Below are 20,707 nucleotides of genomic sequence, written 5' to 3'. Positions count from 1 at the left end.
GTGGCCAGGATCGATCGCCTCTTCGACGAGCTCCTGATCAGGAAGGGCAGCGACCTGCACCTCGGCATCGGCTATCCGCCGCTCGTCCGCGCCCGCGGCGAGCTCGTCTCCCTGCGCGACACGCCCCTCGACGCGGCCGAGATGGAGGCGCTCCTCTTCGAGATCACGACCCCCGAGGAGCGGCGGCGCATCGTCGACGAGCTCGACCTCGATTTCGCCTATTCCTACGCGGACAAGGCCCGTTTTCGCGCCAACTACTTCTACAAGACCACCGGGCTCGCGGCCGTCTTCCGCACCATCCCGAGCAAGATCCTCTCCCTGGACGATCTCGGCTGCCCCGAGATCATCCGCCGGCTGTCGGAGCGGCAGAGCGGGCTCATCTTGATCACGGGCCCGACCGGCTCCGGCAAGTCGACGACGCTGGCGGCGATGATCGACCACATCAACCGCTCGCGCGCCTGCCATGTCCTCACGATCGAGGATCCGGTCGAGTTCGTGCACAGCCCGATCAAGGCCCAGATCACGCACCGCGAGGTCGGCCCCGACGCGGGCAGCTTCGCGAGCGCGATCCGGAGCGCCGGGCGGGAGGACGCCGACGTGATCCTGATCGGCGAGCTCAGGACGAACGAGACGATGAAGCTCGCCTTGCAGCTCGCGAGCTTCGGCGTCCTCGTCTTCGGCACGGTCCACACGAACAGCGCCGCAGCGACGATCGACCGCATCATCAACGCGTTCCCCGCCGACGAGCAGCTCCAGGTCCGCGGCATGCTGTCGGAGAGCCTCGCCGCGATCATCGCCCAGCAGCTCCTCCGCACGAAGGACGGCACGGGCCGCGTCGCCGCGCACGAGATCCTCGTCGGGTCCAGCGCGCTGTCCGCGATGATCCGCGAGGGCAAGACGTTCCAGATCACGAACCTGATGCAGGCCGGCCGCTCCGCCGGCATGCAGACGATGGACATGGCGCTGGAGCGGCTCGTCAAGAAGGACACCATCTCCGTCCAGGCGGCGCTCGAGAAGGCGATCGACAAGGACAACTTCCAGCGGCTCTTTCCCGACGCACCGGGGGCGTGAGGGAGGGGGAGCTGCCAAGGCGGTAGAAGATTGGATGATGAAGAAGAGAAAATTTAACGCAAAGGCGCAAAGGCGCAAAGGCGCAAAGACGCAAAAAAGAATGAGAATTAATTTTTAATATATCTCTCTCTCTTCTTTGCGCCTTTGCGCCTTTGCGCCTTTGCGCCTTTGCGTTGAATTCTCTCTCTCCTGTTCCAGCAGATCACGACGCGAAGCGGCGCGGCAGATCCACGGTGAAGCAGGCGCCCTCGCCCCGCTGGCTCGCCACCTGGATCGTGCCCCCGTGCGCCCGGACGATCTCGTTCGCGAGATAGAGCCCGAGCCCGAGCCCGCCGTAGAACCTCGACGAGACCGCCCGCTCGAAGCGCGTGAAGATGCGCTCCAGATCCTCGGGCGCGATGCCGATCCCGTGATCGCGCACGACCACGCGCGCCGCGTCGCCGCGCCCTTCGACGGTCACCTCGACGGGGCGGCCGGCGCCGAACTTGATCGCGTTGTTGAGCAAGCTCCTCAGGACCTGCGCGACGCGGAGCCGGTCGAAGCGGCCGAGCACCGGGCCTCGCGCGTCGAGCTCGACGCGACAGCCCGCCCGCGACGCGGCCTCGCCGAGCTCGACCACGACGTCGCGCGCCAGCGCGGCGAGGTCGAGCTCCGCGAGCTCCAGATCGAGCCCGCGGCGGGCGACCCGGTCGACGTCGAGCAGGCTGTCGAGGAGCGCCTCGATCCGCACGACGTGCCCCAGGCTCGCCGCGACCATGCGCTCGAGCGACGGGTCCGCGGCCTCGGCCGCGAGCTTCTTCTGCAGAAGCCCGAGCTTCAGCTTGAGCGGCGTGAGCGGCGTGCGGAGCTCGTGGGAGGCGACCGAGAGGAACTCCTCACGGAGCTGGATCGCCCGCTGCGCCTCGCGGTAAAGCCGCGCGTTGTCGAGCACGATCGCCGCCCTCCGCGCGAGCTCGTCCACGAGCTCGGCGTCGGCCCGGCCATAGGGCGGCGCCGCCCCCGTCCGCACCAGCGTGAGCACGCCGAGGCAGCGGTCCCGCGTCAACAGCGGCGCGTTCAGGTACGCCGCCGGCGAGAGCGCGAAGAGCGCCTCGGGGCGCGCCGCCGCCGCGGCCCAGCGCCGCATCACGCCGTCGTCCACGCGGCCGAGCTCGACGCGGTCGGCGCCCAGCGCGCGGCGGGGCGCCCAGGGCGCGCCCTCGGGCGAGGCGAGCGCGCGCAGCCGCCCGGCCCTCTCCGGCGAGTCCGCCGCCACGGCCGCGAGCTCGAGCGCGCCAGCCTCGTCGAGCGCGTAGAGCGCGGCGCCCTCGGCGAGCTCCGGCACCGCGACCTCGGCGATCGTCTGGAGCGTCGCCTCGTAGCCGAGATCGGCCACGAGCCGCCGGGTCGCCTCCGCCAGGAAGCGCTCGGTCATCGCCGCCCGCTTGCGCTCGGTGATGTCCGTGGAGATGCCGCAGACCGCATACGCGGCCCCCGCCGCGTCGCGCAGCGTGAACTTGAGGGTCAGGTAGGTGTGCGGCCCGTCCTCCTGCGGGATCACCTCCTCGAGGTCGAGCAGCGTCTCCACCTCGATCGCCCGGCGATCGTTCGCGGCGAACCGCTCCGCGGTCTCCCGCGGGAAGATGTCGTGATCCTTCCGGCCGACGATCCGATCCCGCGGCCGCTGGACCACCCGCTCGAAGCACCGGTTGACGAGGAGCAGGCGGCCCTCGAGGTCCTTGACGTAGATGATCGCCGGCGAGTTGTCGACGATGGCCTGGAGCTGCTCCTGGCTCTTCTTCAGCGCCGCGTACAGCGACGCGTTCTCGAGCGAGATGGCGGCCTGCGACGAGAGCAGCTCGAGCACCGCGATCGTGCCCTCGGAGAACGCGCCGCGCATCGCCGCGTTCTCCAGGTAGAGGATCGCGAAGGCCCCGGGGCGCCGCGCGATCGGCATGCACAGGACGGAGCGCGGCCCGGCCTGCGCGACGTACTCGTCGGCCGAGAACCGCGACTCCGCCGCGTCGTCGAGGACGACCGGCTCGCCGGTCCGGAGGACGTAGTTGACGATCGACAGCGGCAGCGCGGCGGAGGACGCCGGCGTGCGCGCCTCGCCCGTGAGCGCCTCCGCGAACGGCCTGCCCCCCTCGATCCTCGCCCTCGCCCGGATCGACGCGGCGCCGCGGCCGGCCTCCAGCAGGTAGCCCTTCTGCGCGCCCGCGTGCGCGAGCACGACCCGGAGCAGCGCCTCCTCGAGCCGGGGCATCAGGATCTCGCCGGAGATGCTCTGCGACGCCTTCACGACGGCCAGCCGATCGAGCTCCTCGGCCGGCATGGTGACCGTGCTCGTCGCCGCGAGCGGCCGCGCCGCGAGGTGCGGATAGAGCTGGTCGAGCTGCCTCACCTTGGCGTCGGCGCCCCAGCGGGCGTACGACGAGCGGGCCGCGCCGAGGTAGGTGTCGGCGATGAGGTCGAAGCCGCGATCGCGGTAGAACGCGGCGGCGAGCTCCAGCGCGAGCGCCTCGCCCTGGACGAGGCCGTTCGCGCGCGCGGCCCGGATGGCCTGCTCGTAGAGGCGCATCGCGGCGAGTTCGTCGCCCGCGATGCGCGCGATCTCGGCCGACACAAGCGCGTGGCGGTCCTCCTGGTTCGCGGGCTCGACCTCCGCCCAGCGGCGGAGCTCCGCCTCGTGCGCTCGCAGCGCGGGGAGGAGCGCGCGCCGCTCGGCCTCGGGCAGCGCGCGGGCGTGGCAGGACAGCGCGAGCGCCGCGATATAGCCGTGGTCGGCGGACTGGATCTGGCCGGTCACCAGGCCGAGCAGCTCGCCCGCCGCGGCCGCCGCGTCGACGGCCTCGCCGTAACGGCCGAACACGAGCGCCGCCTGGGCCGCGTAGAGGCGCTCGTAGAAGCGCGTGAGCGGCGACGCCGCCTCGCGCGGCCGGGCGCCCTCGTCCTCCGCGCCCTCGCCCGCCCGGCCCGGCTCGTGGCCGCGCAGGCGCTGCACGAGCCGGTGCAGGACGGCCACGATGTCGTGGACGGCGTCGTACCGGGCCCGGCGGGTGAAGTCCAGGCGCCGCTCGGCCTCGGCGGCGACGTCCGCCAGGGGATCGCCCGACGCGAGGCGCAGCGCCACGATGTGAAAACAGCAGTACGACGCGTAGATGAGCGCGCCGGTCTCGATGGCCTCGTCGAAGGCCTCGTGGAAGAGGGCGACGACGTCCCGGAAGGGGCGGATCCAGGGGTCGATGAAGGTGCTGATCATGTGGAGGATCTGCGCCCGGCTCCCGGCCTGGCCGCCGGCGTCGAGCAGCGCGCGGGCGAGCTCGCCGAACCGGTAGCTCTCCCGGTAGAGCCCGAGGACGCGGCCGAGCGTCCCGCCGAACGCGACGTAGCCGGGCGGAGAGGCGTCCGAGTTGCCCGCGCGCAGGCTGAGCCGGACCATGTGGCACGCGATGAGGCCGTAGAGGTCCGGATCCGTGTAGTAGGCCGACGGCAGCGCGGTCGACAGGGTGGTCATGAGGGCCGCCGCGTCCGGATCGGCCATGCGCGGCAGGCGGGCGAGCGCCTCGGTGCGGCGATCGCCGATCTCGCCCCACGCCTCGCGCGCCGCGCGCTCCACCGCGTCGCGCGCCGGGTGGAGCGGGAGGTCGACGCCGAAGCGGCGCGCGCAGGCGAGGGCGCTCCGCGCCGCCCGCTCGAAATCGGCCCGGGTCGTGTGCAGATCGATCTCGATGCGGTGGATCTCCGCCAGATCGAGCCGGCCCCGGGCGCGCCCGAGGAGCACGCCGACGAGCCGCTCGGCGGCGGCGAAATCGCCGCTCAGGAAGGCGCAGCGCGCGCCCTCGCCGTGGAGATCGAGCGCGAGGGCGTACTCCTCCTCCCACGCGTCGTCCGCGAGCAGCGCCATGCCCGCGGCGAGGTAACGGGCCGCCGCCGCGAAGGCGGAAGAGGCCTTGGCCCGCCGGCCCGCCATCAGGTTGAGCCTGGCGATCTGGTCCCTCTCGCGGCGATCCGTCACCAGCGCCGAGCCCAGGTTGAGGTGGCCGGCGATCTCGAAGACGCGCGGATCGGCGGCGTCCGCCGCCGCGCGGGCGGAGAGCAGCCGGCCGATGCGGAGGTGGACCGCCGCGCGATCCGCCGCCGGGATGAGCGCATGGGCCGCCTGCTGGACGCGGTCGTGGAGGAAGCGGTAGGTGTCGCCGGACCGGAGGAGCAGCCCCTCGCGCACGAGCTCCCGGTGGTCCTCGTGAACCGCGCCCGCGGGCCGATCGCGGATGACGGCGAGGGTGCCGGCGTCGACGGTGTTCCCGACGCAGGCGGCGAGCGTGAGCGCCTCCTGGGCGGGCTCGGAGAGGCGCTTGATCTTCGTGACCATGAGATCGATCACGTTGTCGGCGAGGCCCTTCTCGCGGATCGCGCCGATGTCCCACCGGAAGGCGCCGGCGCGCAGATCGACCTCGATCAGGCCCTCCTTGTGGAGCATGGCCAGAAACTGCGTGGCGAAGAACGGGTTGCCGGCGGTCCTCTCGTGGACGAGCCGCGCGAGCGGGGCGCTGTCTTCGCAGCTCGCCTGGACCGTGTCGGCGACGAGCCGCTGGACGTCCCGGGGGGAGAGCGGCGGGATCTCGATCTCGCGGACCGGCGCGCCGGCGCCCCGCGCGCGCTCGATCATGCGCGCGAGCGGGTGGAGCGGCCCCACCTCGGCGTCGCGGTAGGCGCCGATGGCGAGCAGGTGCCGCGTCTCGGGGTGGGTGACGAGCTGCTCGAGGAGCGAGAGGCTCTCCGGGTCTGCCCACTGGAGGTCGTCGAGGAAGAGGACGAGAGGGCGCTCCGCGCGGCAGAAGACGCCGACGAGCTGCCGGAACACCGCCTCGAACCGGCGCTGCACCTCGGTCAGCGGCAGCTCGGGGACGGGTGGCTGCTCGCCGAGGATGAGCTCCACCTCGGGGAGGACGTCGATGACGAGCTGCGCGTTCTTGCCGAGCGCCGCGGAGAGCCGCCTCCGCCACTCGCCGACGACGGGCTCGCTCGCGCCGAGCACGCCGAGCAGGAGCTCGCGGAGCGCCTGGGCGAGCGTGGCGTAGGGGACGTGCCGGTGCTGCTGGTCGAATTTGCCCGCCGCGAAGAGGCCGCGCCCGCGGACCGACGTGCGGTGGAGCTCCTGCACCAGCGACGTCTTGCCGGCCCCGGCGCTGCCGGCGAGCAGGACGAGCTCGGGCGCGCCGCGCAGGGCGACGCGCGCGAAGGCGGCGAGGAGGGCGGAGGCCTCGCGCTCGCGGCCATAGAGCTTCTTCGAGATCCGGAAGAGGCCGGAGAAGTCGTGCTCTCCGAGCCGAAATGGGTCGATGTGACCGGCCGTCGTGAGCCGCTCGAGGCACAGCTCGAGGTCGCGCGCGACGCCGCGCGCGCTCTGGTAACGGTCCTCGGCGGCCTTGGCCAGGAGCTTCATGACGAGCTCGGACACGGCCCACGGGACGCCGGGGACGAGCTCCGAGGGCGGCCGGGGGAGCACGGCGGCGTGGCAGTGGACCCACTCCAGGGCATCGCCGGCCGAGAAGGGCAGGACGCCCGTGAGCATCTCGTAGAGCGTGACGCCGAGCGAGTAGAGGTCGGCGCGGTGATCGACCGCCCGGTCCAGGCGCCCTGTCTGCTCCGGCGAGATGTAGCCGAGGGTCCCCTCGATGACGCCCGGGCTCCGCGCATCGCTCTGCTCCTCCGGGAGGAAGGACGCGAGATCGAAGCTCACGATCTTCACCTCTCCCGACTCGGGATCGAGGAGGATGTTCTGCGGTTTGATGTCTTTGTGGACAACCCCCTTCGCATGGATGTCCGCGAGCGCGGCGGAGGTCCGGGCGGCGATCGTCAAGAACCGCCCGAGCTCCATCGGCGCGCCCAGCATCCGGTCGAGCGAGCGCCCGCGGAAGTCCTCCAGGACGAGCGCCGGCCGGTCCCGGTACGTCGTGAGCTCGCAGGGCCTGATCGCGGTCTTTTCGCTGAGCCTCCGCCCGATCTCGAGCTCGCGGCGCAGGCGCGCCACGTCCCGGCGATCGAGGCGCTCTGCCCGGGGGATCTTGAGCAATACCGGACAGCCGTCCTCGTTCCGCACGCCGCGGTGGACGACATACCTGGTCTCCTCGCGCAGGACCTCCGTCAGCGTATAGCGATCGGGCCCGGGCATGGGCCTCAACCGGCGGTCAGGCTGCGCCGCGCGAGCTGCCGAGTTCGCCGGCGCTCGGCGCTGCGCGCGCCCGGGCGCTCGACCGAGCGGCTTCGCGCAGAGCGCCGCCGAGCGCTCTCCACGGCAGAGGGCGACCGAGCATACCGCGCGCTGGCCCGGTAGATCTGCTCCACTGTCGGGAGTGTGCTGGCCGGTACAGTGGCGGTCAAGCCGCGGGGGCGTATCGAAGCCTGCGGTCCACCGCAGCTCGGGCCGCGAAGGCGCGCGGCGCGCGGCGCAGCGATGCGGGCTCGAGCGCGCGCGACGACGGCTCCGCGCCGTCCGCCCCGCGGCCCTCGCCGAGCTTCCGCCTGGCGCGGTCAGGGGGGGCGCGCGTATCCTGAGGGCGCAATGCATCCGTCCGCACACGATACCGATCCGCTCGACCTCGACGCCTACATCGCCCGCATCGGCTACCGCGGGGCGCTCGCTGCCACGCGGGAGGTGCTCGATGCGCTGCACTCCGCGCACGTCTACTCCATCCCTTTCGAGAACCTCGACGTCCTCCTCGGCCGCCCTATCCGCATCGACCTGGCCAGCGTGCAGGCCAAGCTCGTCAAGGCGCGCCGCGGCGGCTACTGCTTCGAGCAGAACACCCTGTTCGTCGCGGCGCTGCGCCGGATCGGGTTCAAGGTCACGACGCTCCTCGCGCGGGTGAGGTTCCAGCGGAGCGACGTCGGCCCGCGGACTCATATGCTGTCCCTGGTCGAGCTGCCCGAAGGGCCGTTCATCGCGGACGTCGGCTTCGGCGGTCCGGGCCTCACGCAGCCGATCCGGCTCGTCGAGGGGGAGAGCCAGGCGCAGGCGCACGACGTGGTCGGCCTGCGCCGGGAGGGCCACGTATGGGTGCTCGAGTCGCGGGGGCGCGAGCCGTGGCAGGATCTCTACGCGTTCACGCTCGAGGAGCACTTCCCGGTCGATTACGAGGCGGCGAATCATTACACGTCGACCCACCCCGACTCGCTGTTCGTGAGCAATGTGCTCGCGGCGCTCGCCTCGCCGGAGGCGCGCCTGACGCTGCGCAACCGCCAGCTGGGCGTGTTTCGAGGCGGTCGGTTCGAGCGCTTCGGCGACCTCGGCGACGACGAGCTCCTCGACGTCCTGAAGAGCCGCTTCGGGCTGGAGCTCCCGGCCGGAGCGCGGCTCTCCTGCGCTGGCCTGAACGGCTGAAGCGGTGGCGCGGCGAGGGGGGATGTCCGGCGCGCCCCGCCTCCGCCGCGCGCCGTCGCGGGGGCGAGGCCGCGCCGGGCCGGCGCGCGCGGCTCGCCGGCCGCGCCCGCCGCCCGTCGCGCTGCCGCGTCAGTGGACGCGCCCGATGCCGCGGCGGATGAACGCCGATCGGCTCGTGGCCGCGCCGGCTCGCCCCGCGGTCGCGGCGCCTGCGAAGGTCGGGGCGGGCTCGCAGACCAGCGCCTTCAGGTCCTGGTTCCGGCGCCCCAGATCGTTCAAGAAGCGCAGCTCGCCGGTCACCGGGTCAGGCATGTTGATGCCGGTCATGAAGCCGGACAGCGTCGCCTCGTTCCCGAGCGACCTCGGGTTCACGTGCAGGAAGCCGGTCCCCGTCTCATCGGCCCCGTGGCACCCGTTGCAGGTGTTGAGCGAGAACTTGTGCCGCGCCTCGTTGTTGAGGATGCCCGGGGCCGTCCACGCCGTCAGGTTGTTGAACGACGAGCCGCCGAGGAACGGGCTCCCCTGGAACGTGTCGGGCACCGTGTGCTGCTCCAAGAGGATCGCCGCCTCGTTCTGGTTCACGAAGTCCGCGAGCCTGGCCGAGCCGTCGAAGCCGATGTCCGGCGTCAGCTTCACGGTCTCCGGGCGCAGGAAGCCCGTCTCGGCCGAGAGGACGAACTCGCGCAGCTCCCACGGGGCTGCCAGCGCGATCTCGTTCGTGCGGAGCTGCCCGAGGGAGCTCCCGTTCGGCCTGCCGGGCGCGGCGTTCCGGCCCGCGAACCGCGTGGTGATGGCCTGGAGGGCGGCGTTGTACTCCTCGGACGGGAAGGGCAGGCTGCCGAGGGCGTGCCAGTCGTTCGCCCAGTCGAGCACGTCGGCTTCGGTCGACGCCGGGAGCTTGTACTCCAGGATGATGGTGAACTGCTGCGGGAAGCCCTGGCTGACGACGCCGAACACGAAGCGCCCCTCGCCGGCGTGACCTTCGGCGAGGTTCCGCACGTCGATCCTGTTGACGATGCCGAGCAGCAGGAGCGGCGCCTGCGTCAGGTCGAGCGACCCGTCGGGGCTCCTCGGCCACTCGTCGAGCACGACCTGCTGAATGGTCGGGCGGGCCGGCACCGTGAAGCCGTTCACGACCTGGTCGGTCAGCCAGGTATTGAACATCTGCTCGACCATGGCCGGCGCGTCGGCGGGCGTGGGGGCCATGTCCTCCATGAGGCGGGCGAACGTCCACGCGCCCGTCCGGGGGTCTTCCGGCGGGCCATTGAACGTCGTGCGGATGGGATCCTCGACCACGCTGAGGTTTTTCACGAAGATCTCGCGGCTCGTCCGGACGAAGCAGCCCGTGGGGGCGGCGAGCTCGAAGTCGAGGGCGCCTGAGCCGACGAGGAACTCGGGCGAGCTGAAGTTGAGCACGTCGAAGGGGATCTCGTGGACGCCGGGATCCGCGTCCTCGGTGCCGCTCACGGTGACCGCGAAGTTCGCCGTGCTCCCGGGCGGGACGCCGGGGACGAACGTGGTACCCGCGGAGACGTTGATGCCTGGCGACGGGCTGAAGATCTGGAGGGCGTAGTCCCCTGGGACGCACGCGCCGACATCGTTGTTGGCGACGGCGACCTGGTACGCCACCGGCGTGTTCGGGGCGACCGGCCCGCTGCTCGCCGGGGTGACGGTGATCGTCCCGGGGCGCCGGAGGCAGGAGAGCTGGGCGATCTCGCTCCCGGTCGTCCGGCTGGCGGAGAGCCAGACCTCGTCGATCAGGCCTGTGAAGCGCTGCTGTTTCTGCGGGTTGCCGCCGACGTGGATCGGCGCGTTGACGTCGCGGATCGTGCCGGTGGCGCTGATCTGGCCGACCTGCTCGCCGTTCAGGAACAGCCGCACGAACCTGCCGTCGTAGATGCCTGCCACGTGCGTCCACACATTGGCCTCGATGGGGGCGCGGGAGGTGATGGTCCGGCCGTCGGTGAGGGTCACGGCGAACCGCGCCTCGTCGTTGCGGATGCCGAGCGAGAAGCTCGTGTCTCCGCCGTCCCGCTCCGTCGCGATCGTCTGCAGCGTCGACCCGGACACCGAGGTCGGCTTGACCCACGCTGCGACCGCGAGGTTCTTTCCGAAGGTGAAGCGCGGATCGTCGTCGGCGCTGACGGTGTCTTTCTTCTGGTCGAACGCGATGGCGAGGCCGCTGATGCCCTGAGCGCAGGCGGCGCTGGCCGAGCGGGTGGCGGTCGCGTCGTTGCCTGACGAATCGATCAGATCCGTCGTCGCGCCGCTGCAGTCGTCGAACTGCCAGAATCCGACGGCCGGAGGCCCGACCGGGGGTGGATCGACGGGGCCGCCGCCGGTGCCCCCGCCGACGCCGGTGCTGCTGCTGCTGCTGGTGCCGGTGCTGATTCCGCCGGTGCCGCCGGTGCCGCCGGTGCTGCTGCCGCCGCCGACGCCGGTGCTGCCGACGCTGACGCTGACGGCGATCGTGACGCCTTCCGCCTCGTCGAGCGCCAGCTCTGCGTTGCCGAGCGAGCCTTCATCGACGCCATAGCTTCCGCATGCGGCGGCGCCCGAGGCGAGCAGGGCGAGGACCGCAGCCGAGCTGGTTTTGATTGCGAGAGGATGGGCGAAGCCGAAGGAGAGGTTCCGCATCTGCGTTCTCGTTGGGTAAGAGTTGACTGCACGAGCGTGGTCCGGCCGCAGCGCGATCTGCGGCTGTTGACGCGAGCAGGCGATGGTCAGACCCGACCGGGCTGTTCGGGCTTGGGCGCTGGTGCGGAGCGCCCCTTGGCTCTTTGGCAATCGATATGCCCGCTGCTGGACCGCGATTTCTCCCTTGTCGCGTCGATCCGAGCGTGCCTGGCCATGTCGCGGGAGGCCGACGCTGGCACATCTGGCACACCATTTTTACGATGTCAGGCGGGGGCTCGAGGTCAGACAAGCACGCTTCCAACGCGTCCTCATCGTGCGCCGTTTCGCCGCGTCGACGATAAAGCTCCTCTTTGGTGCCGCGCGCCCGTCGCACTTCGTCCCGAACGCCGCGTCTCTGCCGTCCGTCGCCCCGTTACGCGCTGGAACGCCCGTCGCGCCGCGTTCCGCCCTCGCGCCGTCCCCCGCTTCTATATGCCGCGCCGCGCCGCCTCAATGCATTGCGCCGCCCCAATGCATTGCGCCGCGCTCTCCGAGCATCGTCCCGCGCCGCCGTCTCTCTCTTATAAGGAGGGGGCGTCGATAAGCAGCGGGCCGGCCGTCCCAGCTCCTATAAGGGGGGCTTGCCCCCTCGGCACCCCGACGGTTGGTCGGCCTTATGTCGCCGCGGCCGCAGCTCGTCGTTCTCTGGCGGCGGCCGCGGGGTTCGTTTCGAATCCCGGCAAGTTTCCGCCGCATCCCCCTCTACAACCTCACCCCCAATCTCTGCTACACGTCAGCGGAGCCTTCTCGCCCAGGAGACGGGCCTCGCCCCTCATCTCTGACCCACGTCAGCGGAGCCTTCTCGCCCACGAGACGGGCCTCGTCCCTCATCTCTGACCCACGTCAGCGGAGCCTTCTCGCCCAGGAGACGGGCCTCGCCCCCTCATCTCTGAACCACGTCAGCGGAGCTCTCCCGCACAGGAGACGGGCCCAGATCGGCGTTTTCGGCGCGGAGGCGTACTCTTGTACGCCGAGCACCGAAAACGTCGAGATGGGCCCGTCTCCGAAGCGGGAGAGCTCCTCAGGATGAGGACCAGCGGGGACCGGTGGGGGTGTCTTCGAGGACGACGCCGGCCTCGGCAAGCAGGTTGCGGATGGCGTCCGCCTTGGCGAAATCCTTCGCCTTCCGCGCGGCCTGGCGCATCGCGATCAGCCGGTCGACGGCGGCGTCGCCCCCGCGCCCCGCCGCGCTCTCGGAAGGGGCGACCGCGTAGTCGGCCGCGAGCGCCGGATAGAGCGCCGGCTCGGCGATCTCCACCCCGAAGACCCAGAGGTGGCGCGCCACCGCCCGGTACACCGCGAGCAGCGACGCGCGGTCGTCGCACTGCTCGATCCCCGCCGAATAGAGCGCGCTCACGTAATCGAAGAACGCCGCCACCGCGTTCGGCGTGTTCAGGTCGTCGTCCATCGCCTCGATGAAGCGCGCGATGAACCGCTCGGTGTGCTCCTTGAACCGGCCGTGGACGTACTGGTGGCGCATCCTCGGGAACCGCTCCTCCTCGGGCCGCTGCGACGCATACGCGCCCGCCGCGAGCGGCTCCTCCCCCGCGCCGCGCAGCTTCTCGGCGAGGACCGCCGCGAGCTTCTTGATGCGCGCGTAGCCCTGGGCGCTCTGCTGGAGCAGATCCCAGCCGAACGGGAGCTTGCACCGGTAATGGTGCGTCACGAAGAACCACCGCGCCTCGTCGTGGCCGTGCCGGGACAGGAGCTCCTCGATGGAGATGACGTTCCCGAGGCTCTTCGACATCTTCACCTCCTTGAGATCGAGGTGCTCGGGGTGCAGCCAGTAGCGCACCCACGGCCTCCCGCAGAGCGGCTCGCTCTGCGCGATCTCGTTCTCGTGGTGCGGGAACATGTTGTCGATTCCGCCCCCGTGGACGTCGAAATGGTCGCCGAGCAGCGCCGTGCTCATCGCCGAGCACTCGATGTGCCAGCCGGGGCGCCCCGTCGGCCACGCGCCCTCTCCGGTCGGCCAGCTCGGCTGGCCCGGGGAGGTCGGCTTCCAGAGGCTGAAGTCCGCCGGGTGCCGCTTCCGCGCGAAGTCCTCCTCGACGCGGCCGCTCGCGCCGACCTCCTGCTCGTCGACCTTGCGCCCCGAGAGCTCGCCGTAGGAGGGGCACGTGGCGACCTCGTAGAAGACCTCGCCGTTCACCGAGTACGCGTGGCCCTTCTCGATGAGCCGCTTCACCATGTCGACCTGCTCGTCGACGAAGTCGGTGGCGCGCGTGTAGACGGCGTAGTCCTTGATGTGGAGCTTGCGGCAGTCGCGCCGGAACGCCGCGATGTTCCGCTCGGCGACGTCGACGGCGCCCTCGCGCTCGTTCGCGCGCTGCATGATGCGGTCGTCGATGTCCGTGTAGTTGATGATGCTCAGCACGTGATAGCCGCGGTACTCGAGGTAGCGGCGGAAGACGTCCCAGAAGCAGTAGGTGCGCGCGTGACCGATGTGCATCGGCGCGTAGACCGTGAGACCGCATGTGTAGATGCGCACGATCTTCGGCTGGGCGGAGACGAATGGCTCCTTCTTCCTCGTGAGCGTGTTATGGACCTTGAGCGGCATCGGCCACCTGCGTGAATGTGCGAGCTGCCCCCCGGACCGCGTACGCTACCCTGGCGCTGCCGCCCGGTCAACGCGGAACATCGCCGCCGTTCCCGTGGTTTTCCGCACGCTTGCGGCCGTCCTGTCTTCGATCTACGCAGGCGCGCATGCACATCACTTCAAGGACCTTGCTGTTCGTCCTCACCGGCGCGCTCGCCGCCTGCGCGTCAAATCCGCCGCCCGTCGAGACCGCCCCGCCGCCTCCGCCGCCGCCTCAGGCGCCGGCCGCCGAGCCGGCCGCGCAGCCTGAGGCGGCGGCCCCGCCCCAGGTGGACCCGGCAGAGGAGAAGAAGAAGGCGGAGCTGGCCAAGCTCGCCGAGGACACGAAGGCCATGGAAGCCAAGGCCGACCAGGAGGCCGCGCGGTTCGACGACGCGCTCAAGGCCGAGGTGAAGGCGCTCGTCGCGGCCAATCACCCGAGCGCCGGCGCGGCGCTGCGCGCTGCGCTCAAGAGCAAGCACCGCGCCCCGGGCAACGCCGAGCGGGACGCGGCCCGCCACCCCGTCGAGACCCTGGAGTTCTTCGGCCTCAAGCCGACGAGCACCGTCGTCGAGCTCGGGGCAGGGGAGGGCTGGTACACCGAGCTGCTCGCGCCCGTGCTCGCCAAGAAGGGCAAGCTCGTCATCACCGCCTTCGACCCGAACGGCCCTGCGGAGTCGCGCAACACCCTCTATGGCAAGCGGGTGAAGCGCATGCTCGAGAAATCGCCCGACCTGTTCGGCAAGGTCGATGTCGTCGTGATCGACCGCGACGACCCGAAGCTCGGAATCGACGGCAAGGCCGACCTCGTCCTCGCCATCCGCGAGGCGCACGGCTGGCATCGGAACGGCAAATTCGACACCTACGTCGCCGAGGCGTTCAAGGCGCTCAAGCCGGGCGGCGTCTTCGGCATCGTGCAGCACCGCGCCAAGCCCGACGCGAACCCCGACGAGAGCGCCAAGCAGGGATACCTCCCGGAAGCGTGGGTGATCCAGAAGGTCGAGTCGGCCGGCTTCAAGCTCGCGACAAAGTCCGAGGTGAACGCCAATCCGAAGGACACGAAGGACTATCCGGAAGGGGTCTGGACCCTGCCGCCGAACTTCCGGCTCGGCGACAAGGACCGCGCGCGCTACGCCGCCATCGGCGAGAGCGACCGGATGACCCTCAAGTTCGTGAAGCCCGCCCGCTGACCCCCGCCCGCGCAGCCCCCGCCCGCGCCTCGAGCGCCGCGCCGGCCCGCCGCTACGCGGGCGCCGCGGCGCCGTCCGAGGGCGGCCGCGCGGCCACGCGGCGCATCGGGATCGCGGCGCCCGGGGCCCCCGTGGCCCGGTGCGACGCGAAGCCGAGGCCGTCCAGCATGGCCGGCGACGCGTAGACGCCCGCCGCCGCCGTCTCCGGGAGGCACGAGGAGAGCTCGAGCACGTTCCCGCCCACCACCGAGCCGTCCTCGGTGACCACCACGTCGCCGGCGTGGAGGCAGAAGCGCACGCCGACCCGCAGGTCGCGCCGGTCCGGCCCGGCGATCCGCTCGTACAGCGCGAGCGCGGCCGCGATCGCGCGGCGGCGCGCCTCCTCGGCGCCGCGCTCGTCGCGCGGCCAGCCCGCCGAGAGCAGCACGCTGGTGCTCGTGACCGCGAGCGGCGAGAACCCCGCGGTCGCGAGCTCGGCCATCGCCTCCGGGAGCACCGCCTCGAAATCGGTCAGGAAGGAGTCGGTCGGCGCCTCGAGCGCCCGGCTCTCGGCGAGGACCTCGACGAGCATCCCGATCGCGAGGCGGCGGATGCGCCCCGCCTCCTTCGCGTCGGTGCGGAGGACCCGCGCCGTCGCGGCCCGCACGTCCTCCAGGAACGCGGTGACGTCCGGGTGGCGGCCCGCGGGGTCCTTGCTCATCGCCCGCACGACGATGTCGTCGAACGCCGGGTCGACCGGCGCGTGCAGGCTCGGGCGCGGCGGCGCCTGGTGGAGGTGCAGGTGGCGCAGCACCGGGTACGCGCTCGCCGAGAAGGGCATGGCGCCCGCGATCATCGTGTAGAGCAGCGCGCCGAGCGCGTAGACGTCGGTCCGCATGTCGACCGGCCGGTTCAGGAGCTGCTCGGGCGACATGAACGCCGGGGTCCCCACGACGTGCCGCGACGACGTGAGCGAGAGATCCGTCGTGCCGAGCAGCTTCGCGATGCCGAAGTCGAGCAGCACCACCCGGAGCCCGCCGCCCTGCTCGCACAGGATCACGTTCGAGGGCTTCACGTCCCGGTGGATGATCCCGAGCGCGTGGACCGCGGCGAGCGCGCTGCAGAGCGGATCGAGGATCGCGAGCGCCTCGTCGGCCGGGAGCCGGCCGCGCGAGAACAGGTGCTGCTCGAGGCTCCTGCCCTGCAGCAGCTCCATCGCGTAGTAGGGCCGCCCGTCCTCGAGCTGCCCGACGTCGAGGATCTCGACGACGCTCGGGTGCCGGATCCGCCCGATCGCGTCGACCTCGCGCTGGAAGCGGAGCACCACGTCGGTGCGCGAGATGAGCTCGGCGTGCATGATCTTGACCGCCGCCGGCGCCCCGCTCGTCGCGTGCACCGCGCGGTAGACGACGCCGAACCCGCCCTCGGCGATCACCCCGTCGAGGAGGTACTCGCCCGCCCGCGGCGCCGCGGCGATGGGGATGCCCACGCCGTCGCCCTCCCGATCGCGCGTATCGAGCGTGCGCTGGTCCCAGGTCGGCGCCGTTCCGGCCGCCGTCGCGCCTGCGACGGGCGCGTCCGCCGCCGGCCTGGCGGGGGACGGCTCATCGTTTTGAGAGGAGGTCTTCATACATGACAGCCGTCGACTTCCTGCGTTACTGTAGGCGTCAGCCGGTGTCCAACGCGACCGTCGGCTGCCTGAAATCGAGCCGATCATGCACCGCTGCGCCGTATGTCACGGGCGGCTCGCCGATGGCGCGCCGTGCGCCAGGGACGGCTTCACGCCGCCGCCCGGAGAGCACCACCCCGTGGCAGGCGCGGCGCCCGCGGTCGGCGGCTTTTCGGTGCTCGGTCCGCTCGGGCGCGGCGGCTTCTCGGACGTGTGGGCCGCGGAGCGGGACGACGACGGCGCGCCGGCGGCCATCAAGGTGGCGCGGCAGGCGGCGGCGAGCCTCCGCGAGCGGTTCCGGCGCGAGGCCGCGCTCCTCGAGCGCGTGGGGGTGCCCCACGTCGCGCAGCTGTACGCGCAAGGCGAGCTCGCCGACGGCCGGCCGTACCTCGCGATGGAGCGGCTCTTCGGCCGGACCCTCGCCGACGAGCTCGCCGCGCTCCGCGCCCCGCTCGACCCGGACCGCGCCGCCGGGCGCGCGGACGCGATCCTCGCGGTGCTCGAGGCGGCGCACGCGCGCGGCGTCGTCCACCGCGATCTCAAGCCGGAGAACCTCTTCCTGCTCCGCTCGAGCGGCCGCGCCGTGCTGCTCGATCTCGGCCTCGCGAAGCTCGCCCAGGGCGACGACCAGCCGGCATCGTCGGTCCGCGCGACGCGCGCCGGCGACGTCGTGGGGACGCCGGAGTACATGGCCCCGGAGCAGCTCCGGGGCGACGCCGCGCGGATCGACGCACGCGCCGACATCTACGCGTTCGGCGTCATCCTGTTCGAGCTGCTCACCCTGCGCCCGCCGTTCGTCGGGAACGAGGACGCCGTCGAGCACGGCCACCTGGCGCTGCGCCCCCCGCGCCCGAGCGACCTCGCGGACGTCCCCGAGGGGCTCGAGGAGCTCACGCTCGCCTGCCTCGCCAAGGACCCGAGCCGCCGCCCGGACAGCGCCGCCGCGCTCCGGCGCACCCTGCACGCCCTGCGCGCGCGCCCGGCCGGCGACACCCTCCCGCCGCCGCCGTCGTCGCGGCGCTCCGGGCCGCGGTCGTCGCGGCCGGGCGACGGCGTCGCGACGGCCGCCGCCGAGGGGCGCCAGCCGGTCGCGCTGCTCCTCGCCGAGGCCGGCGCCGGGCCGGTGATCGCGGCGGTCGGCAGCCGCCGGGGGTTCGTCGCGCGGCAGCGGGGGCAGCGCTGCCTCGCCGTGTTCTCCGCTCGGGACGTCCACGACCCGGCCCGCGCCGCCCTCGCCGCGGCGCGCGAGATCGGGGAGCGCAGCGGCGCGCGCGTGGCGCTGCACCTCGCCAGCGTGCGCCTGCGCCGGGTCTCCGGCGGCATGCACGCGGCCTACGGCTCCCCGGTCGAGCGCCCCGAGACGTGGCTCCCCCCCGAGCCGTGGCGGGGCCTCGTGATGACCGAGGAGTTCCAGCGCGCGCTGCCCGAGGAGGAGCTCGCCCCCACGCCGCCGGACGATCCGGAGAGCCTGGGCGAGCCGCCGCTGCTCGGCCGCGACGACGTGCTCTCGGCGCTGGCGGGCAGCGCGACCGAGGCCTTCGACGGGGCGTGCCCCGGCCTGTTCACGCTGATCGGCGACGCCGGCCTCGGCAAGACGCGGCTCACGGCCGAGGCCGCCTGCATCGCCGGCGTGCCGGTCCCGGACGTGCGCGTGGTGGTGGTGCGCGCGCTCCACCCCATCCACGGCGGCGCCGCGCAGGCGGTGCGCGCGCTCCTGCGCGTCGCCCTCGACGCGCCCGACGGCACCCCCGACGATCCGCGGGGCTTCTGCGTGGCGCGGCTCGGCGAGGCGCTCGGCGGCGCGACGTGGGAGGCGGTCGCGGCGGCGCTCGGCTGGGCGGACCCGGGGGGCGGACGGCTGTCCGGCGCGGCCCGCCACGGCCTGATGCTGGCGCTCGCCGAGGCGCTCCGCCAGCGGGCGCGCCGCGGCCCGCTCGCCGTCATCCTCGACGACGCCGACCAGGCGGACGACGTGCTGCTCGACGCCCTGGAGTACGCCACGCTCGACGGCGAGGGCGTCCTGCTCTGGGCGGTCGTGAGCGCGCGCCCTCGCTTCGAGCAGGCCCGCCCCAGCTGGGGCCAGCGCAACCAGCGCCACACCCGCGTGACGCTCGCGCCGCTCGCGGAGGAGGCGGCGATGGACCTCGCGTCGCGGCTGCTCCTGCCCGCCGAGTTCCCGCCCGCCGAGACCCTCCGCCGCCTGGCCGACTGGGCGGGGGGCAACCCGGACTGCCTGCGCCAGATCGTCCGTTCCCTCAAGCACGCGGGCGTCGTGCGCCGGCGCGCCGGCGGCGGCTTCTACCTCGCGACCGCGGAGGTCGAGGCGCTGCCGCCCGCGCCGGCGTGGCAGTGGCTCGCGGCGCGGCAGCTCGACGAGCTGCCGGCGGAGCTCGCCGCGTGCGCCCGGGTCTGCTCGGCGCTCGGCATGTCGTTCGATCGCGCCGAGCTCGAGGCGGTGCTGGACGGCCTGGAGCGCGCGGGCGGCGCCGGCCCCATGGTCGACGCGGGCTTCGGGCTGTCGGCGCTCGTCGAGCGGCGGATCCTGCAGCGCGACAGCGAGGGCGGCGGCGGCGCGGACGACCGCCACGCCTTCCAGAACGCGATCTTCCAGGAGGCGGTCTACGAGATGCTCGACCCGGCGCACCGCGCCGAGATCCACCTGAGCGCCCTCGCCTACTGGCGCGCGCAGGTGGCGGCCGGCTCGACCGACGGGCTCCGCGCGCTCGCGCGCCACGCGGCCGCGAGCGGCGAGTGCGCCGAGGCCGCCGACGCCTACCTCGCGCTCGGCGATCTCGCGTCCGCGCGGCACCACGTCGTCGAGGCGGACCAGCGCTACGGCGCCGCGCTCCAGGTCGCCGGGCCGGGCGACGCGCGCCGGCGCGTGCGCGCGCTCGCGGGGCGCGGCAGGAGCCGGTACCGCATGTGCCGCCTGAAGGAGGCGCGCCGCGACTTCGGCGAGGCGCTCGCGCTGGCCGAGGCGCTCGGCGACGCCCACCAGAGGGCGAGCCTCCTGCTCGAGGACGCGACCGCGCTCGACTGGGACTTCGACTTCGAGGCGTCGGCGCGCCGGGTGGACGAGGCGCGGCCGCTCGTCGACGCGGCGCGCTCGCCGGAGCTCGCGCTGCTCCTCCGGGTCGCCGAGGGCCGGACCTCGTGGCGGCGGGGGAAGCTCGAGGCGTCGATCGCGGAGCTCACCGACTGCGCCGAGCAGGCCGGGGCGTCGGGCGACTACGACGCGCGCGTGCTCGCCCTCATCATGCTGTCGTTCCAGCTCGCGTCGGCGGGCCGCCGCGAGGAGGCCGAGCGGGCGTTCGGGGATCTCATCGCCCTGCTCACGGCGGCCGGCGACCGGTTCCACCTCTGCGCCGCGTACATCAACCGCATCGCGCTGTGGGCCTGGAGGTGGTCGCTGCCGGGCGCGGTCGACGACCTCCGCCGCGCGGTCGATCTCGCGCGCGAGATCGGCAATCCGTGGCTCGAGAAGATGGCTTCGTACAACGTCGCCGTGCTGCTTCACTGGAGCGACAGGCAGCGTGAGGCGCTCGCGCTCGCGCGGCGCGCCCGGTGGCTGGAAGAGCAGGCCTCGGAGCGCCCCGTGCCGCACACGGCGATCCTGCTCGCGCAGATTCACCTGGTGCTCGACGAGTACGAGCAGGCCAGCCAGCTCGCCCAGTGGATAGAGCGCTGCTGCGTCGTCGGGCCGGGCGAGGTCTCCGACTACACCTTGCTGAAGCTCGTGCTCTCCGAGGTCGGGCTCCGGCCGGTGAGCTCGCCGTCGCCCTCGTGGAGCGAGGCGATCCAGCTCGCGAAGGATCAGCCCTTCGTCGAGATCACGCTGCTGCTCCTCTACTGGCGTGCTCGGACGGCGCTTCGTCGAGGACACACCGCGGAGGCCGAGGAGGCGCTCGCGACCGCGCGGGAGCGGCGCGGCGATAGCCCCATGTGGCTGTCCCGCTTCGGCGAGCTGGAGCGCAGGCTGGAGGAGGCGTCGCGAACGGACGTTCGTCCAACCCTGCCAGCCTGATTCGACAAGCCATGTCCCGCGCCGCGCTCGGGCGAGCGTGGCTATCCGTGCACGCAGTGTATACCGGTTTTCAGTATTGCGCGTCTTCCTGGAAAATGAAATAGTGTTGGATTGAGAAAACGGTGCTTGTGGTCTTATGTCTGCCGCTGTAATC

General features: G+C 72.5%; 8 protein-coding genes. 4 read left to right on the top strand and 4 right to left on the bottom strand.

The genetic code is table 11. The features are described from left to right. Nucleotides 1-1,071, top strand: a complete 1,071-nt coding sequence (locus WMF20_RS31855; protein ID WP_437605630.1) for a type IV pilus twitching motility protein PilT — start codon at nucleotides 1-3, stop codon at nucleotides 1,069-1,071. A gap of 202 nt (nucleotides 1,072-1,273) precedes the next feature. Here the strand turns inward: WMF20_RS31855 and WMF20_RS31850 are convergent, their stop codons facing one another. Further along, a complete protein-coding gene (locus WMF20_RS31850; RefSeq protein ID WP_437605629.1) occupies nucleotides 1,274-7,228 on the bottom strand; it encodes an AAA family ATPase in 5,955 nt (1,984 codons plus the stop codon). Nucleotides 7,229-7,618: 390 nt separating this feature from the next. Here WMF20_RS31850 and WMF20_RS31845 point away from each other — a divergent pair, with 390 nt between their 5' ends. Continuing rightward, the gene (locus WMF20_RS31845) at nucleotides 7,619-8,437 is read left to right on the top strand and encodes an arylamine N-acetyltransferase family protein (RefSeq protein WP_437605628.1); all 819 of its coding nucleotides are present in this window, start codon (nucleotides 7,619-7,621) and stop codon (nucleotides 8,435-8,437) included. Nucleotides 8,438-8,566: 129 nt separating this feature from the next. Here WMF20_RS31845 and WMF20_RS31840 read toward each other — a convergent pair whose 3' ends face one another. After that, a complete protein-coding gene (locus WMF20_RS31840; RefSeq protein ID WP_437605627.1) occupies nucleotides 8,567-11,074 on the bottom strand; it encodes a LamG-like jellyroll fold domain-containing protein in 2,508 nt (835 codons plus the stop codon). Between the two features lie 1,060 nt (nucleotides 11,075-12,134). Then, the gene (gene cysS / locus WMF20_RS31835) at nucleotides 12,135-13,673 is read right to left on the bottom strand and encodes a cysteine--tRNA ligase (protein WP_437605626.1); all 1,539 of its coding nucleotides are present in this window, start codon (nucleotides 13,671-13,673) and stop codon (nucleotides 12,135-12,137) included. 146 nt (nucleotides 13,674-13,819) lie between these two features. Here cysS and WMF20_RS31830 point away from each other — a divergent pair, with 146 nt between their 5' ends. After that, complete coding sequence (locus WMF20_RS31830) at nucleotides 13,820-14,881, top strand: class I SAM-dependent methyltransferase (RefSeq protein ID WP_437605625.1); 1,062 nt, start codon at nucleotides 13,820-13,822, stop codon at nucleotides 14,879-14,881. 52 nt (nucleotides 14,882-14,933) lie between these two features. Here WMF20_RS31830 and WMF20_RS31825 read toward each other — a convergent pair whose 3' ends face one another. Beyond that, entirely contained in the window at nucleotides 14,934-16,490 is a 1,557-nt protein-coding gene (locus WMF20_RS31825; protein WP_129577915.1) for a serine/threonine-protein kinase, read from the bottom strand. 85 nt (nucleotides 16,491-16,575) lie between these two features. Between WMF20_RS31825 and WMF20_RS31820 the strand changes: the two genes are divergently transcribed. Further along, the gene (locus WMF20_RS31820) at nucleotides 16,576-20,553 is read left to right on the top strand and encodes a protein kinase domain-containing protein (RefSeq protein ID WP_437605624.1); all 3,978 of its coding nucleotides are present in this window, start codon (nucleotides 16,576-16,578) and stop codon (nucleotides 20,551-20,553) included. The last annotated feature ends 154 nt before the right edge of the window (nucleotides 20,554-20,707 follow it).

Source organism: Sorangium sp. So ce834, assembly GCF_051521425.1.
GTDB classification, from domain to species: Bacteria; Myxococcota_A; Polyangia; order Polyangiales; family Polyangiaceae; genus Sorangium; species Sorangium cellulosum_D.
The sequence above is the reverse complement of the archived record's forward strand: the minus strand, read 5'-3'. Positions and strand labels throughout refer to the sequence as shown.